At 61.9% G+C, this 13,980-nt stretch carries 13 protein-coding genes; 11 read left to right on the top strand and 2 right to left on the bottom strand.

Annotation, left to right across the window (positions count from 1 at the left end; genetic code table 11):
* Positions 1-5 precede the first annotated feature (5 nt).
* The 6 genes from ACZYHG_RS23480 (at position 6) to ACZYHG_RS23455 (ending at position 4,559) form a co-directional block, all read left to right on the top strand.
* Entirely contained in the window at positions 6-419 is a 414-nt protein-coding gene (locus ACZYHG_RS23480) for a hypothetical protein (protein ID WP_464610595.1), read from the top strand.
* A gap of 4 nt (positions 420-423) precedes the next feature.
* A complete protein-coding gene (locus ACZYHG_RS23475; protein ID WP_464610594.1) occupies positions 424-1,059 on the top strand; it encodes an SGNH/GDSL hydrolase family protein in 636 nt (211 codons plus the stop codon).
* Positions 1,060-1,073: 14 nt separating this feature from the next.
* Positions 1,074-2,522 (top strand): dihydrolipoyl dehydrogenase, encoded by a 1,449-nt coding sequence (lpdA, locus tag ACZYHG_RS23470; RefSeq protein ID WP_464610593.1) that lies wholly within the window; start codon positions 1,074-1,076, stop codon positions 2,520-2,522.
* A gap of 99 nt (positions 2,523-2,621) precedes the next feature.
* Positions 2,622-2,879: a GlsB/YeaQ/YmgE family stress response membrane protein gene (locus tag ACZYHG_RS23465; protein WP_027028909.1), complete on the top strand. Its 258-nt coding sequence runs from the start codon at positions 2,622-2,624 to the stop codon at positions 2,877-2,879.
* Positions 2,880-3,021: 142 nt separating this feature from the next.
* Positions 3,022-3,987, top strand: a complete 966-nt coding sequence (lipA, locus tag ACZYHG_RS23460; protein WP_464610592.1) for a lipoyl synthase — start codon at positions 3,022-3,024, stop codon at positions 3,985-3,987.
* A gap of 113 nt (positions 3,988-4,100) precedes the next feature.
* Positions 4,101-4,559: a type II toxin-antitoxin system RatA family toxin gene (locus ACZYHG_RS23455; protein WP_464610591.1), complete on the top strand. Its 459-nt coding sequence runs from the start codon at positions 4,101-4,103 to the stop codon at positions 4,557-4,559.
* On the opposite strand, the gene ACZYHG_RS23450 is transcribed toward ACZYHG_RS23455, so the two are convergent.
* Positions 4,556-5,044, bottom strand: a complete 489-nt coding sequence (locus ACZYHG_RS23450) for a CinA family protein (RefSeq protein ID WP_464610590.1) — start codon at positions 5,042-5,044, stop codon at positions 4,556-4,558. The genes ACZYHG_RS23455 and ACZYHG_RS23450 overlap by 4 nt on opposite strands.
* Positions 5,041-6,264, bottom strand: coding sequence for a bifunctional 2-C-methyl-D-erythritol 4-phosphate cytidylyltransferase/2-C-methyl-D-erythritol 2,4-cyclodiphosphate synthase (locus ACZYHG_RS23445; RefSeq protein ID WP_464610589.1), 1,224 nt, complete (start codon positions 6,262-6,264; stop codon positions 5,041-5,043). The genes ACZYHG_RS23450 and ACZYHG_RS23445 overlap by 4 nt, the downstream gene beginning before the upstream one ends.
* A 242-nt stretch (positions 6,265-6,506) precedes the next feature.
* Between ACZYHG_RS23445 and dusB the strand changes: the two genes are divergently transcribed.
* From dusB to ntrX, 5 genes are all read left to right on the top strand, one after another.
* On the top strand, positions 6,507-7,535 hold the full coding sequence (gene dusB / locus ACZYHG_RS23440; RefSeq protein WP_464610588.1) for a tRNA dihydrouridine synthase DusB: 1,029 nt from the start codon (positions 6,507-6,509) through the stop codon (positions 7,533-7,535).
* The gene (locus ACZYHG_RS23435; RefSeq protein ID WP_464610587.1) at positions 7,532-8,674 is read left to right on the top strand and encodes a two-component system sensor histidine kinase NtrB; all 1,143 of its coding nucleotides are present in this window, start codon (positions 7,532-7,534) and stop codon (positions 8,672-8,674) included. Before dusB ends, ACZYHG_RS23435 begins: the two co-directional genes overlap by 4 nt.
* On the top strand, positions 8,671-10,131 hold the full coding sequence (ntrC, locus tag ACZYHG_RS23430; RefSeq protein ID WP_464610586.1) for a nitrogen regulation protein NR(I): 1,461 nt from the start codon (positions 8,671-8,673) through the stop codon (positions 10,129-10,131). Before ACZYHG_RS23435 ends, ntrC begins: the two co-directional genes overlap by 4 nt.
* Before the next feature lie 84 nt (positions 10,132-10,215).
* Positions 10,216-12,546, top strand: coding sequence for a sensor histidine kinase NtrY-like (locus tag ACZYHG_RS23425; protein ID WP_464610585.1), 2,331 nt, complete (start codon positions 10,216-10,218; stop codon positions 12,544-12,546).
* Positions 12,536-13,897, top strand: a complete 1,362-nt coding sequence (gene ntrX / locus ACZYHG_RS23420) for a nitrogen assimilation response regulator NtrX (RefSeq protein WP_464610584.1) — start codon at positions 12,536-12,538, stop codon at positions 13,895-13,897. Before ACZYHG_RS23425 ends, ntrX begins: the two co-directional genes overlap by 11 nt.
* The last annotated feature ends 83 nt before the right edge of the window (positions 13,898-13,980 follow it).

Here is a 13,980-nt window from a genome sequence, read left to right as displayed (position 1 = left end):
GGGCGGTGCGGAAATTCTTCACCAGCCTCTTCGCTTTCATCATCTCCGGATTCGTCGGCGGTCTGGTCGCCCAGCAACTGGCCGTCATCACGGATGCGCAAGAAGAATACATCATCGTCTTCATGTTCTCGGTGCTGGTGACGTTTGTCGTCACCTTCGTCTTCTTCGTGGCGCAGCTGATGAACGACCCGGTCGCGGCCGTGGCCCGAACGGGCAAGTGGACGCTGATTGTTTTTGTGGTGTTGCTTGCCCTGTTTGTCGCGCTGATCCTCTACAGCGACAGCAGCGCCGCGGTGGTGAGGAAAGACATGCCGATGGTTGCCGGGCTTGGTCTGCCGGGCTTGGTGACAATCATCGTGCACTGGCTGTTCGTACGCTGGCGGGTGAAACGCGGCGCGGCCGACATGAAGGCAGGCTGAACGCATGAAGACGGTGCTTTGCTATGGCAACTCGCTGACCTGGGGCTACAACGCCGAGGGTGGTCGCCACGCGTTTGAGGATCGCTGGTCAAGCGTGCTGCAGGCTGGGCTGGGCGAAGGCGTACAGGTCGTCGCCGACGGCCTCAATGGTCGCACCACCGCCTTCGACGATCACCTGGCTGGAGCCGATCGCAACGGCGCGAGGCTGCTGCCGACGGTGCTGACGACGCACGCGCCGATCGATCTGATCGTCATCATGCTTGGTGCCAACGACATGAAACCGTGGATCCACGGCAATCCGGTCGCGGCCAAGCAAGGCATATCGAGGTTGATCGACATCGTGCGTGGCCATGATTATCCGTTCGGCTGGCCGGCGCCACAGATCCTGATTGTTTCGCCGCCTCTTGTTACCCGCACCGAGAATGCCGATTTCAAGGAAATGTTCGCCGGCGGCGACGATGCCTCGAAGCAGCTGGCGCCGCAATACGCCGCGCTTGCCGACGAGGCTGGCTGCGGCTTTTTCGACGCCGGCAGCGTCGCCACCACGACACCGCTCGACGGCGTCCACCTCGACGCCGAAAACACGCGAAACATCGGCAAGGCGCTGACATCGACCGTGCGCGTCATGCTGGAATTGTGATCAAGGAGAAAACCGTGGCTGAGAACTACGACGTCATCATCATCGGCTCCGGCCCCGGCGGCTATGTCACGGCGGTGCGTTCCGCCCAGCTCGGCTTCAAGACGGCGATCGTCGAGCGCGAGCATCTCGGCGGCATCTGCCTCAACTGGGGCTGCATCCCGACCAAGGCGCTGCTGCGTTCGGCCGAGATCATGCACTATTCGGATCATTTGAAGGATTACGGGCTCAAGCTCGACGGCGGCAAGATCAGTGCCGATACCGCCGCCGTCGTCGACCGCTCGCGAAAAGTGTCGCTGAGGCTCAATGGCGGCGTTGCCTTCCTGATGAAGAAGAACAAGGTCGACGTCATCTGGGGCGAAGCCAAGCTGTCGAAGCCCGGTGAGATCGTCGTCTCCAAGACGGCCAAGAAGCCGATGGAGCCGCAGCCGCCGGTGCCGAAGGGCGTCAAGGGCGAGGGCACCTACACCGCCAAGCACATCATCCTGGCGACCGGTGCGCGGCCGCGTGCGTTGCCCGGCATCGAACCGGACGGCAAGCTGATCTGGACCTATTTTGAGGCCATGGTGCCGAAGGAGATGCCGAAGTCATTGCTGGTAATGGGCTCAGGCGCCATCGGCATCGAATTCGCTTCCTTCTACCGCACCATGGGCGCCGACGTGACAGTCGTCGAATTGCTGCCGGCGGTGATGCCGGTTGAGGATGCCGAGGTCTCGAAATTCGCGCAGAAGCAGTTCGAGAAGCAAGGCATGAAGATCATTCTCGAAGCCAAGGTGACCAAGGTCGAGAAGGGTGCGAACTCGGTTACTGCGCATGTCGAGATGAAGGACGGCAAGGTCGAGAGGATCACCGCCGACCGCATGATCTCGGCCGTCGGTGTCCAGGGCAACATCGAGAATCTCGGGCTTGAGGCGCTTGGCGTGAAGACGGAGCGTGGTTGCGTCGTCATCGACGGCTACGGCAAGACCAATGTGCCAGGCATCTACGCCATCGGCGATGTCGCCGGTCCACCGATGCTTGCTCACAAGGCCGAGCACGAGGGCGTGGTGTGCATCGAGAAGATCGCCAATTTTCCTGGTGTTCACGCAACGGACAAGCTCAAGATCCCCGGCTGCACCTATTGCAACCCGCAGGTTGCCTCTGTCGGCCTGACGGAAGCCAAGGCCAAGGCCGAAGGCAAGGATATCCGTGTCGGGCGCTTCCAGTTCGCCGCCAACGGCAAGGCGATTGCGCTTGGCGAGGACCAGGGCTTCATCAAGACCATCTTCGACAAGAAGACTGGTCAGCTGCTCGGCGCCCACATGGTCGGCGCCGAGGTGACTGAATTGATCCAGGGTTTTGTCGTCGCGATGAACCTGGAGACGACAGAAGAAGAGCTGATGCACACCATCTTCCCGCATCCGACGCTGTCGGAGATGATGAAGGAAAGCGTGCTCGACGCCTATGGCCGCGCATTGAACGCATGATAGATTCGCCGCAAGAGACTCAGCCGCGAAAGCCCTGGGAACTCGACGGCAACGGTGGTCGTTTCCGGATGCATTGTTACGCGCGCAAGGAGAAGGCATATGCACTTGAACGGCGTGGGCTGGATCGCAGCCATCATCATCGGCGGCTTGGCAGGCTGGTTCGCCGAAATGGTCATGAAGAGCAACACCGGCATTTTCATGAATATTATCATGGGCATCGTTGGCGCGGTGGTGTTGAACGCCATCCTGCAGGCTCTCAACATCGGCGTGTTCGGCGTCGGCTGGACCGCCTATCTGATCACCGGCTTCATCGGGGCCTGTCTGCTGATCTTTGTCGGTCGCCTGGTGCGCCGTTAGTCGATATTGCTGCCGGCTATGCGAAAACGGTTGTAGCGGCATGCGCGGCTGCAGCCTTTTTCTTTGTGCCGAAAAGTCCTAGATGACGTAAACGTGACGATCGCAGCCGACAGGCGGTCGTTAGGAAAAGCCAGGGTTTGAGATGGTCACTGTCCTCGACACGATCGCCAACGCGCCGCGGCTGCGGCACCCCGAGAAGGCGCACAAGCGCGACCAGGAAGTGCTGCGCAAGCCTGACTGGATCCGCGTCAAGGCGCCGGTCTCGAAGGGTTATGCCGAGACACGCGAAATCGTGAAGTCGCACAAGCTGGTGACGGTCTGTGAAGAGGCTGGCTGCCCCAACATTGGCGAGTGCTGGGAGAAGAAGCACGCCACCTTCATGATCATGGGCGAGATCTGCACGCGCGCCTGCGCCTTCTGCAATGTCGCTACCGGCATTCCGACCGCACTCGATGCCGATGAACCTGCGCGGGTCGCGCATGCCGTCAAGCAGATGGGCCTGACCCATGTCGTCATCACCTCGGTCGACCGCGATGATCTTGCCGATGGCGGCGCAGAGCATTTCGCCGAGGTCATCCGCGCCATCAGGGCGGCGACACCCCTGACCACGATCGAAATCCTGACGCCTGATTTCCTGCGCAAGGACGGCGCGCTGGAGATCGTGGTGGCGGCAAGGCCCGACGTCTTCAACCACAATCTCGAAACCGTGCCGTCGAATTATCTGAAAGTAAGGCCAGGCGCCCGCTATTTCCATTCGATCCGGCTGTTGCAGCGGGTCAAGGAACTCGATCCGTCGATCTTCACCAAGTCCGGCATCATGGTTGGCCTGGGCGAGGAGCGGAATGAAATCCTGCAGCTCATGGACGATTTGCGTTCGGCCAATGTCGACTTCATGACCATCGGTCAATATCTGCAGCCATCGAAGAAGCATCATCCGGTGATCCGCTTCGTCACACCGGAGGAGTTCAAATCCTTCGAGACGATCGGGCGGACCAAGGGCTTTCTTCTGGTGGCATCGAGCCCGCTGACGCGCTCGTCGCACCATGCCGGCGACGATTTCGCCCGGCTGCGCGCGGCGCGGGAAGCACAGCTCCAAAAGACGCTCTGATGCATGTCGCCCAAAAGTGACCTCGGTTTTGGGAGCACGACATGCATAGAAACAAAGACCCTAAAGCGCGTCGCATGAATCCGTTCCGACGCGATGCGCTTTAGAGCCGGTTCATGCCGAAATTCGAAGCCACCCGCCGCCTTGCCCATACGCCACAGCAGATGTTTGCACTGGTTGCCGATATCGAGGCCTATCCGCAATTCCTGCCGCTCTGCGAGGCGCTGACGGTGCGCTCACGCAAGGAGCGTGACGGACGCACCGTTCTCCTCGCCGACATGAGTGTCGGTTACAAGGCGATCCGCGAAACCTTTACGACGCAGGTGCTTTTGAAGCCCGACGACAGCACCATAGAGGTCAAATACATCGACGGGCCGTTCAAATATCTGAGCAATGTCTGGCGTTTCGAGCCTGATGGCGGCGGCTGCGCGGTCCGCTTCTTCATCGACTATGAGTTCAAGAGCCGCATCCTGGGCGCGCTGATGGGCACCATGTTCGACCGTGGCTTTCGCATGTTCGCCGAGGCTTTCGAAAAGCGCGCCGACGTCGTCTATGGTGTGGCACCGCAGGCCTAATTCCGGCTGAGCGCTTGCAGGCCCAGCTTCAGGGCGTGCCTCACTGTCTCGTGGCGGATGAATTCGCGGCCCTTGTGGCCAAACAGCTGGCGCTCGGCGACAACCGGCTGGCCAGCCAGGGCAAGGCCGAACCAGACGAGACCGACCGGCTTGTCGGCCGAACCTCCGCCTGGACCGGCAATGCCGGTAACGGCAAGAGAAAGGCTTGCGCGTGAATGTGTCAGCGCGCCGGCCGCCATCTCCAGCACCGTTTCGCGCGACACAGCTCCATGCGCGTCGAGCGTTTCGGCGGAAACGCCGAGCATCTCCATCTTGGCTTCGTTGGAATAGGTGATGAAGCCGCGGTCGACCACGGCGGAGGAGCCGGCGATGTCGGTGAGTGCTGCGATGATCAGGCCGCCGGTGCAGCTTTCCGCCGTTGCCAGCATGATGCTGCGTTGCTGGCAGGCAAGCAGCAGGGCGTTTGCGAGCTCGGCGTTGCTCATTCCGGCACCTCGCCTGGAAACACCACGCTGGCGGTGGCGATCGCCGCAATGCCTTCCTCGCGGCCGATGAAGCCGAGCTTCTCGTTGGTTGTCGCCTTGATCGAGATGCGGTCGGCGGAAATGCCCAGCATCTGCGACAGGGCCGATGTCATCGCCTCGCGGTGCGGCCCGACGCGCGGCGCTTCGCAGATCAGCGTGATGTCGGCATTGGCGATGCGCCCGCCGCGTTCGCGTACCACTTTCGCCGCGTGTTCGACGAATATCCGGGACGCAGCACCCTTCCACTGCGGGTCGGATGGCGGAAAATGCGTGCCGATGTCGCCCGCGCCGCAGGTGGCCAGCAGCGCATCGGTCAAAGCGTGCAGGCCGACATCGGCATCGGAATGGCCGGACAGTTTCTTGTCATGTGGAATGGCAACACCGCACAGGGTGACGTGGTCTCCCGGCTCGAAAGCATGGACGTCGTAACCGTTGCCGGTGCGGATGTCGGGGAAGTGTGTTCGTTCGCTGGAAAGCCGCTGGTGCGCCATGGCGATGTCCCGTGCCCAGGTGAGTTTGACATTGTCCGGAGAGCCGGGAACGAGCTTGACTGGAATATGCGCCCATTCGGCGATGGCCGCGTCGTCCGTGAAGTCCAGCCTGCCCAGCTGATGAGCCTTGTCGTGTGCCGCCAGGATCGGCCCGTAGGGAAAACCTTGCGGTGTTTGCGCGGCGTGAAGCCCGCTACGGGAAACGGTTTCCGCGACAACGCCCGACGCTGACTCGCGCTTCAACGTGTCGGCGACGGGCAGGGCCGGCAATGCCCCCTCGTTCTCGCCGATGGCGGCGATGGTGCGGTCGATCAACTCCGCGTCGACGAACGGGCGGACGGCATCGTGAATCAGAACATGGACGGGCGCGTGGTCTTTCAGCGCCAGCAGCCCTAGCCGGACGGATTCCTGCCTGGTTGGCCCGCCAATGACGGCAGTGACACGCTGGGCCTGGATGCCGGCCGCTTGCCGGAACAGGTCGTGGTCGTCGGCGTGGATGGCGACAACGATCTGGCCGGTTTGCGGATGCGCCAGAAACATCTCCAGCGTATGCGCAATGACGGCGCGCCCGCCGATGGTTTGGTACTGCTTGGGTCCGTTGGCCTGCCCTGCACGAGCGCCGCGGCCAGCGGCGACGATCACCACGGCAACCCCACCTCTCGCACTCGCGTTTTCGCTTGCGTCAGTCATGGCGATTGGCTTAGCGCACGATCCCCAAAAGTGTAATTGGTTTTCGGAAAAGATCGTGCGTCAAATATGAATTCCAAAGCGTCCTTCACACATACTGGACGATGCGCGGCAACCTCGTCGCGGCAAAAGCCGAACGCCCGCTTTTTCCCAATTGCGCCTTAATGTGGCGTCATTCCGCGTTGCACATTGCGGCTGACATGGCTAGAGAATGTGCAACGAATAGACGTGCTTGGTTTTTGTGCATGGTTAACTCAGCCAAATTGGCCGCGCCTCTCGACGTCGGCGGCGTGGAAATCCGCAATCGCGTATTCCTAGCGCCGATGTCGGGGATTACCGACGAGCCTTTCCGCAAGCGCGCCCATGCGCATGGCGCTGGCCTGGTCGTGTCCGAAATGGTGGCAAGCGGCGAACTCGCCAAGGGCAGGGCCGGTTTCGACCTGCGCATACGTCATTCCGGCCTGCCCGTCCATATGGTGCAGCTTGCTGGCCGCGAGGCTATCCATATGGCCGAGGGCGCGCGTATCGCCGCCGGCGAGGGCGCCGACATCATCGACATCAACATGGGCTGCCCGGCCAAGAAGGTGACCGGCGGCTATGCCGGCTCGGCATTGATGCTGGACCTCGATCATGCCCTGTCGCTGATTGAGGCCGTGGTTGGCGCAGTCGAGGTCCCGGTGACGGTCAAGATGCGGCTCGGCTGGGATGAAGGCGCGCTCAATGCGCCTATCCTGGCGCGCCGCGCCGAGCAGGCCGGCGTCAAGATGGTAACGGTGCATGGCCGCACGCGCTGCCAGTTCTATCAGGGCAAGGCCAACTGGCGCGCTATCGCCCGCGTCAAGGAAGCAGTATCGATTCCCGTCATTGCCAATGGCGACGTCTGTTGCCCGGCAGAGGCCGCCGACATTCTCGAACAATCCGGTGCCGATGCGGTGATGGTCGGCCGCGCGCATTATGGCGCGCCCTGGATCGCCGGTGGCATTGCAGCCGCGGCAGTTGGCGGAAGGGCGGCCAACGTGCCGCGCAATCCCGCGGCATTGGCCGATTATGTCGTCGCCCACTACGAGGACATGCTGGCGCTGTATGGCGTCGAGAGCGGCTTGCGCCAGGCGCGCAAGCATCTGGGCTGGTATCTCGATCGCCATGCCGCTGGCGTCGCCGACGACAGTCGAAAAGCCGTCCTGACCGCGTTCGAACCAGCCCGTGTCATTGCCTTGCTGCGCGATGTGTTTTCGCGCGATCCGCAATCCCTGAACCTGCGGAGTGCGGCATGAACGCCAACGCCACCCACGGCACCGATATGGCAGAGGCCGCCCATATCGTGCTCAACACCATCCGCCGTCCGGTGATCATGGTCGATATGGATGGGTTCATCACTTACGCCAATGCCGATGCCGAGGACTTCTTCCGCTCGAGCGCGAATATGCTCGCCCGCAACACACTGTCGAAACTCATTCCTTTCGGCAGCCCTTTGCTGACGCTGGTCGACCAGGTGCGCGAGCGTCGGGCTCCGGTCAACGAGTATCGCGTCGACGTGTCCTCGCCGCGTCTCGGCATCGAGAAAGTCGTCGATCTCTATGTCGCGCCAGTGCCGGAATTCCCGGGTTCCGTCGTCGTCATGTTCCAGGAGCGGTCGATGGCTGACAAGATCGACCGGCAAATGACGCATCGCGGTGCGGCGCGTTCGGTGACCGGCCTGGCGGCGATGCTTGCCCATGAGATCAAGAACCCACTCTCCGGCATCAGGGGAGCCGCGCAGTTGCTCGAACTGTCCGCATCCGACGAGGATCGCGCGCTGACCCGGCTGATCACCGATGAGACCGACCGTATTGTTTCGCTGGTCGATCGCATGGAGGTGTTTTCCGACGAGCGGCCGATCGATCGCTACCCTGTCAACATCCACGTCGTGCTGGATCATGTGAAAGCGATTGCAAAAAACGGTTTCGCCAAGAAAATCAAGATCTTGGAAGACTATGATCCATCATTGCCTCCGGTTTTTGCCAACCGGGACCAGCTGATCCAGGTCTTCCTCAACCTGGTCAAGAACGCCGCCGAGGCGATCGGCAGCGACCCTCAGGGCGAGATCGTGCTGTCAACCGCCTTCCGGCCGGGCATTCGCGTTTCCGTTCCGGGCACGCAGGATCGCGTCTCGCTGCCGCTGGAATTCTGCGTGCGCGACAACGGCTCCGGGGTCTCGGAGGATATCCTGCCGATCCTGTTTGATCCCTTCATCACCACCAAGCCGAACGGCTCGGGACTTGGGCTGGCGCTGGTCGCCAAGATCGTCGGCGAGCACGGTGGCATCATCGAATGCGATTCGACGCCGCGCGGAACCACATTCCGCATCCTGATGCCGGCCTGGAAGGAAACGCCGTTCGGCGCTGAAGAAGACGGTGAAGGAGACCGCAAATGACGGTTCGCGGCAATATTCTCGTCGCCGATGACGATGCGGCCATCCGCACGGTGCTCAATCAGGCCCTCTCGCGCGTCGGCCACGAGGTGCGCGTCACCTCCAACGCCTCGACCTTGTGGCGCTGGGTGGCGGCGGGCGAGGGTGACCTCGTCATCACCGATGTGGTGATGCCGGACGAGAACGCCTTCGACATGCTGCCCCGCATCAAGAAGGCTCGGCCGGAGCTGCCCGTCATCGTCATGAGCGCCCAGAACACCTTCATGACGGCGATCCGCGCATCCGAAACCGGCGCCTACGAATATCTGCCGAAACCGTTCGACCTGACTGAACTGCTCAGCATCGTCAACCGGGCGCTTTCTGAACCACGCCGGCCGAAGATCGATACGCACCCCGAAGAACAGCCAGACGCGATGCCGCTTGTCGGACGCTCGGCTGCCATGCAGGACATCTACCGCATGCTGGCCCGCATGATGCAGACCGACCTGACGGTGATGATCTCGGGCGAGTCCGGTACCGGCAAGGAATTGGTGGCGCGCGCGCTGCACGAATATGGCCGCCGTCGAGGCGGCCCGTTCGTTGCCATCAACATGGCGGCGATCCCGCGCGATCTGATCGAATCCGAACTGTTCGGTCACGAAAAGGGCGCTTTCACCGGCGCGCAGAACCGCTCCACTGGCCGCTTTGAGCAGGCCGAGGGCGGCACACTGTTCCTGGACGAGATCGGCGACATGCCGATGGAGGCACAAACGCGCCTGCTGCGCGTCCTGCAGCAGGGCGAATACACCACGGTCGGCGGCCGCACGCCGATCAAGACCGATGTGCGCATCGTCGCCGCCACCAACAAGGACCTGCGCACGCTGATCAACCAGGGAATGTTCCGCGAGGATCTGTTCTATCGTCTCAACGTCGTGCCGCTCCGCTTGCCCGCGCTGCGCGAGCGATCGGAGGATGTCCCTGATCTCGTTCGCCACTTCTTCAAGCTGGGCGAACTGGAAGGCCTGCAGACCAAGCGTATTTCTTCCGGCGGCATCGAACTGATGAAGCGCTATCCGTGGCCGGGCAATGTGCGCGAACTGGAAAACCTGGTTCGACGGCTCGCCGCGCTTTATTCACAAGATGAGATTTCCGCCGAGATCATCGAGGCGGAACTGAAGACTGGCGAGCGCCCCGTTGTGCCCGGCGGCGGCAACCTGATTCCCGACGATCTCTCCATCGGCCAGGCGGTCGAGCACTTCCTGCAGCGCTATTTCGCTTCTTTTGCCGGCGAATTGCCGCCCGCCGGCTTGTACCAGCGCATCCTGTCCGAGGTCGAATACCCGCTGGTCCTTGCCTCGATGACGGCAACCCGCGGCAACCAGATCAAGGCCGCGGAGCTGCTGGGATTGAACCGCAACACGTTGCGCAAGAAGATTCGCGAACTGGGCGTCAACGTCTACAAATCGTCGCGGCCGGGCTGAGCGCTGATCTGACGCCGGCTCTTTTCGGGGGACTGAGCGGCGAAAGATTACCGTCGCGGTCACACTTGTTGCATAATCGCCACAATGCGTTGCATAGATCGAACGCAATCATTGGCTCAATACGGCGACATGGCTCCGCAAGCACCTGCACTCAACCAACCGCTTTTCAGCGAACCCGGCGCACGCGACGGACGAAGGCTGCTGGCGTTGCCCGGCGTGGTGGCGGTCATCGGCGCGCTCGTCATGGCCGCCATTTCGTTCACCATTCTGGTCGGTGCGACACCCATCGTGCCGGACGCAAAGACAACCTGGGCGCTGATCGCGCTCAACGCGGCCTTCGTACTCTTCCTCATGGCACTGGTTGGACGCGAGGTGCATCGCATCGTCATGGCGCGCCGGCATGGCAAGGCGGCCTCGCGTTTGCATGTGCGCATCGTCGCCATGTTTGCTCTGGTTGCTGCCATTCCGGCCATCATGGTGGCGATCATCGCCTCGATCACGCTCGATATCGGTCTTGATCGCTGGTTCGAGATTCGTACCAAGACGATCGTCAATTCCTCACTCTCGATCGCCGATGCCTATGTTCAGGAAAATGCGCGCAATCTGCAGGGCACGACGCTATCGATGGCCTATGATCTCGACGCGTCGCGCACGCTTTATGGTCTTGATCGCACAGGCTTTCTCGACCTCCTCAACAAGGAGGCCGTTGGCAGGTCACTGGCCCACGCTGCGCTGATCAAGCCCGACGGTTCGTTCGTCATGAGCGCCCAGACCGATGCCGATTTCGCCATGCCGGAACCGCCACCAGGCTCAGTCAGCACCGCCACCGACGGCAAGCCGGTGCTGATAGAGCCACGTACCCGCAACATCATGGGCGCCATCGTCAAGCTGCGTGAGATCGAGGGCCTTTATCTCTACACAATTCGCCTCGTCGATCCCGAGGTCATCAAGGCGCGGCAGATCGTCAGGTCCAACACTGACGAATATCGCAATCTCGAAGACAACAGGCGCACCTCGCAAGTGGCCTTCGCGCTGCCCTATCTCTCGCTGACGCTGATCATCATCCTGTCGGCCATCTGGACCGGTATCGCCGTCGCTGATCGGCTGGTGCGGCCAATCCGCCAGCTCATAGGCGCTGCCGACGAGGTGGCGACCGGGAATCTCGACGTCGCGGTGCCGGTGCGGCCATCGGACGGGGATGTCGCCTCGCTCGGCGACACCTTCAACAAGATGCTGCTGGAACTGAAATCCCAGCGCAACGAGATTCTGTCGGCCAAGGACCTGATCGATGAACGGCGGCGCTTTTCGGAAGCCGTGCTGGCCGGCGTCACCGCCGGTGTCATCGGCGTCGACCCCTATGGCATCGTCACCATCGTCAACCGTTCGGCCGAATCGATGCTGGCCATCTCCGCCAGTGCGACACTCGGGCAGAACCTTTCCGCCATTCTGCCGCATGTCGGCCGTGTCTTCGAGATCGGCCGCCAGTCGGGCAAGCCAGTCTACCGCGAGCAGGTGACATTCTTCCGCGCCGGCACCGAGCGCACCTTCAACGTGCAGATCACCATCGAGGCCGGCGACGACGGTTCGGAGGAGAAATCCTACGTCGTGACCGTCGACGACATCACCGATCTGGTTCAGGCCCAGCGTTCCTCGGCCTGGGCCGATGTGGCGCGGCGCATCGCCCACGAGATCAAGAATCCGCTGACGCCGATCCAGCTTTCGGCCGAGCGCATCAAGCGCCGGTACGGCAAGGTCATCACCGAGGACCGCGAGGTTTTCGATCAGTGCACCGACACCATCATACGGCAGGTCGAGGACATCGGCCGCATGGTCGATGAATTCTCAGCTTTTGCCCGGATGCCCAAGCCCGAGATGAAGGCCATCGATTTGCGCGAATCGTTGCGCGAGGCTTCGTTCCTGGTCGAAGTCAGCCGCGCCGACATCACCTTCGAGCGCCTCTTCGGCAACGAACCGCTCAAGGGCACGTTCGACAGCCGGCTGATGGCGCAGGCTTTCGGCAATGTGATCAAGAATGCCGCCGAAGCGATCGACGGGTTGGAACAGAAGGACGGTTCGCACGGCATAATCCGGATTCAAGCCGGCCGCCAGAATGGCGCGATTCGAATCGACGTCATCGACAATGGCAAAGGCCTGCCGCGGGAGAATCGCCAACGGCTGCTGGAGCCCTATATGACCACACGCGAGAAGGGCACCGGGCTTGGTCTCGCCATCGTCAAGAAGATCGTGGAGGACCATGGTGGCAGGCTGGAACTACATGATGCACCTGCGGATTTCCATGGCGGGCGTGGTGCGATGATCTCGATCATCCTGCCGCTCGCGGCAGCCACGCCGTCGCGCGGCGAAGCCAAGACGGAACACGAAAGAGAAACTGAAAAGGTCGGTAATGGCGTCTGATATTCTCATCGTCGATGACGAGGAAGACATCCGTGAACTCGTCGCGGGTCTATTGAGCGACGAAGGTCACGAAACCCGTACGGCGTTCGATGCCGACAGCGCGCTGGCGGCAATAGCTGATCGTGCGCCGAGGTTGATTTTCCTCGACATCTGGCTGCAGGGCTCGCGTCTGGACGGCCTGGCCTTGCTGGATGAGATCAAGACCATGCATCCCACCTTGCCGGTGGTGATGATCTCCGGCCACGGCAACATCGAAACGGCGGTCTCCGCCATCCGTCGTGGCGCCTATGATTTCATCGAGAAGCCATTCAAGGCCGACCGGCTGATCCTCATTGCCGAGCGCGCGCTCGAGACCTCGAAATTGCGGCGCGAGGTTTCCGACCTCAAGCAGCGCAGCGGCGAAACCTTCGACCTGATCGGCATGTCGTCTGCGATGAGCCAGCTGCGCCAGACCATCGAGCGCGTCGCGCCGACCAACAGCCGTGTCATGATCATCGGCCCGTCCGGATCCGGCAAGGAACTGGCCGCCCGCGCCATCCACACGCTGTCGGCACGCAAGGGCGCACCATTCGTGACGCTGAGCGCCGCCAACATCACTCCCGAACGCATGGAGATCGAGCTGTTCGGCACCGAATCGAACGGTGTCGAACGCAAGGTCGGCGCGCTGGAAGAAGCCCATCGCGGCATCCTCTACATCGACGAAGTGGCCGACATGCCGCGCGAGACGCAAAACAAAATCCTGCGCGTGCTCGTCGAGCAGCAATTCGAGCGGGTAGGGGGCACCAAGCGGGTCAAGGTCGACGTCCGCATCATCTCCTCGATCTCGCAAAACCTGGAAGCGATGATCGCCGACGGTCGTTTTCGCGAGGATCTCTATCATCGCTTGGCGGTGGTTCCTGTGATGGTTCCGGGATTGGCCGAGCGGCGCGAGGACATTCCCTACCTCGTCGACAATTTCATGAAGCAGATTGCCCGCCAGGCCGGTATCAAGCCGCGCCGTATCGGCGACGATGCGCTGGCCGTGCTGCAGGCGCACAACTGGCCGGGCAACGTCCGCCAGCTGCGCAACAATGTCGAGCGGCTGATGATCTTGGCGCGTGGCGACGATGTCGATGCGCCGATCACCGCGGATCTGCTGCCGTCCGAGATCGGCGATGTCATGCCGCGCACGCCCAACCAGTCCGACCAGCACATCATGGCGCTGCCGCTGCGTGAGGCGCGCGAACAGTTCGAGAAGGACTATCTGATCGCCCAGATCAACCGCTTCGGCGGCAACATCTCGAAGACCGCCGAGTTCATCGGCATGGAACGTTCGGCCCTGCACCGCAAACTTAAATCGCTGGGCGTCTGACAGGCGCGACGTCTGTTCGGCCGCGCCTGGGCCAAGCATTTATCGGTTACGGTAGCGGCGGAATCGCATAAGAAAGCTGGGAC

It is taken from the genome of Mesorhizobium subarcticum, assembly GCF_055456085.1.
The sequence above is the reverse complement of the archived record's forward strand: the minus strand, read 5'-3'. Positions and strand labels throughout refer to the sequence as shown.

Excerpts from the sequence above, each read along its gene's own strand:
- ACZYHG_RS23475 (WP_464610594.1), top strand. The coding sequence starts at position 424 with ATGAAGACGGTGCTTTGCTATGGCAACTCGCTGACCTGGGGCTACAAC.
- ACZYHG_RS23465 (WP_027028909.1), top strand. The coding sequence starts at position 2,622 with ATGCACTTGAACGGCGTGGGCTGGATCGCAGCCATCATCATCGGCGGC.
- lipA (WP_464610592.1), top strand. The coding sequence starts at position 3,022 with ATGGTCACTGTCCTCGACACGATCGCCAACGCGCCGCGGCTGCGGCAC.
- ACZYHG_RS23455 (WP_464610591.1), top strand. The coding sequence starts at position 4,101 with ATGCCGAAATTCGAAGCCACCCGCCGCCTTGCCCATACGCCACAGCAG.
- ACZYHG_RS23450 (WP_464610590.1), bottom strand. The coding sequence starts at position 5,044 with ATGAGCAACGCCGAGCTCGCAAACGCCCTGCTGCTTGCCTGCCAGCAA.
- ACZYHG_RS23445 (WP_464610589.1), bottom strand. The coding sequence starts at position 6,264 with ATGACTGACGCAAGCGAAAACGCGAGTGCGAGAGGTGGGGTTGCCGTG.
- dusB (WP_464610588.1), top strand. The coding sequence starts at position 6,507 with ATGGTTAACTCAGCCAAATTGGCCGCGCCTCTCGACGTCGGCGGCGTG.
- ACZYHG_RS23435 (WP_464610587.1), top strand. The coding sequence starts at position 7,532 with ATGAACGCCAACGCCACCCACGGCACCGATATGGCAGAGGCCGCCCAT.
- ntrC (WP_464610586.1), top strand. The coding sequence starts at position 8,671 with ATGACGGTTCGCGGCAATATTCTCGTCGCCGATGACGATGCGGCCATC.
- ACZYHG_RS23425 (WP_464610585.1), top strand. The coding sequence starts at position 10,216 with ATGCGTTGCATAGATCGAACGCAATCATTGGCTCAATACGGCGACATG.
- ntrX (WP_464610584.1), top strand. The coding sequence starts at position 12,536 with ATGGCGTCTGATATTCTCATCGTCGATGACGAGGAAGACATCCGTGAA.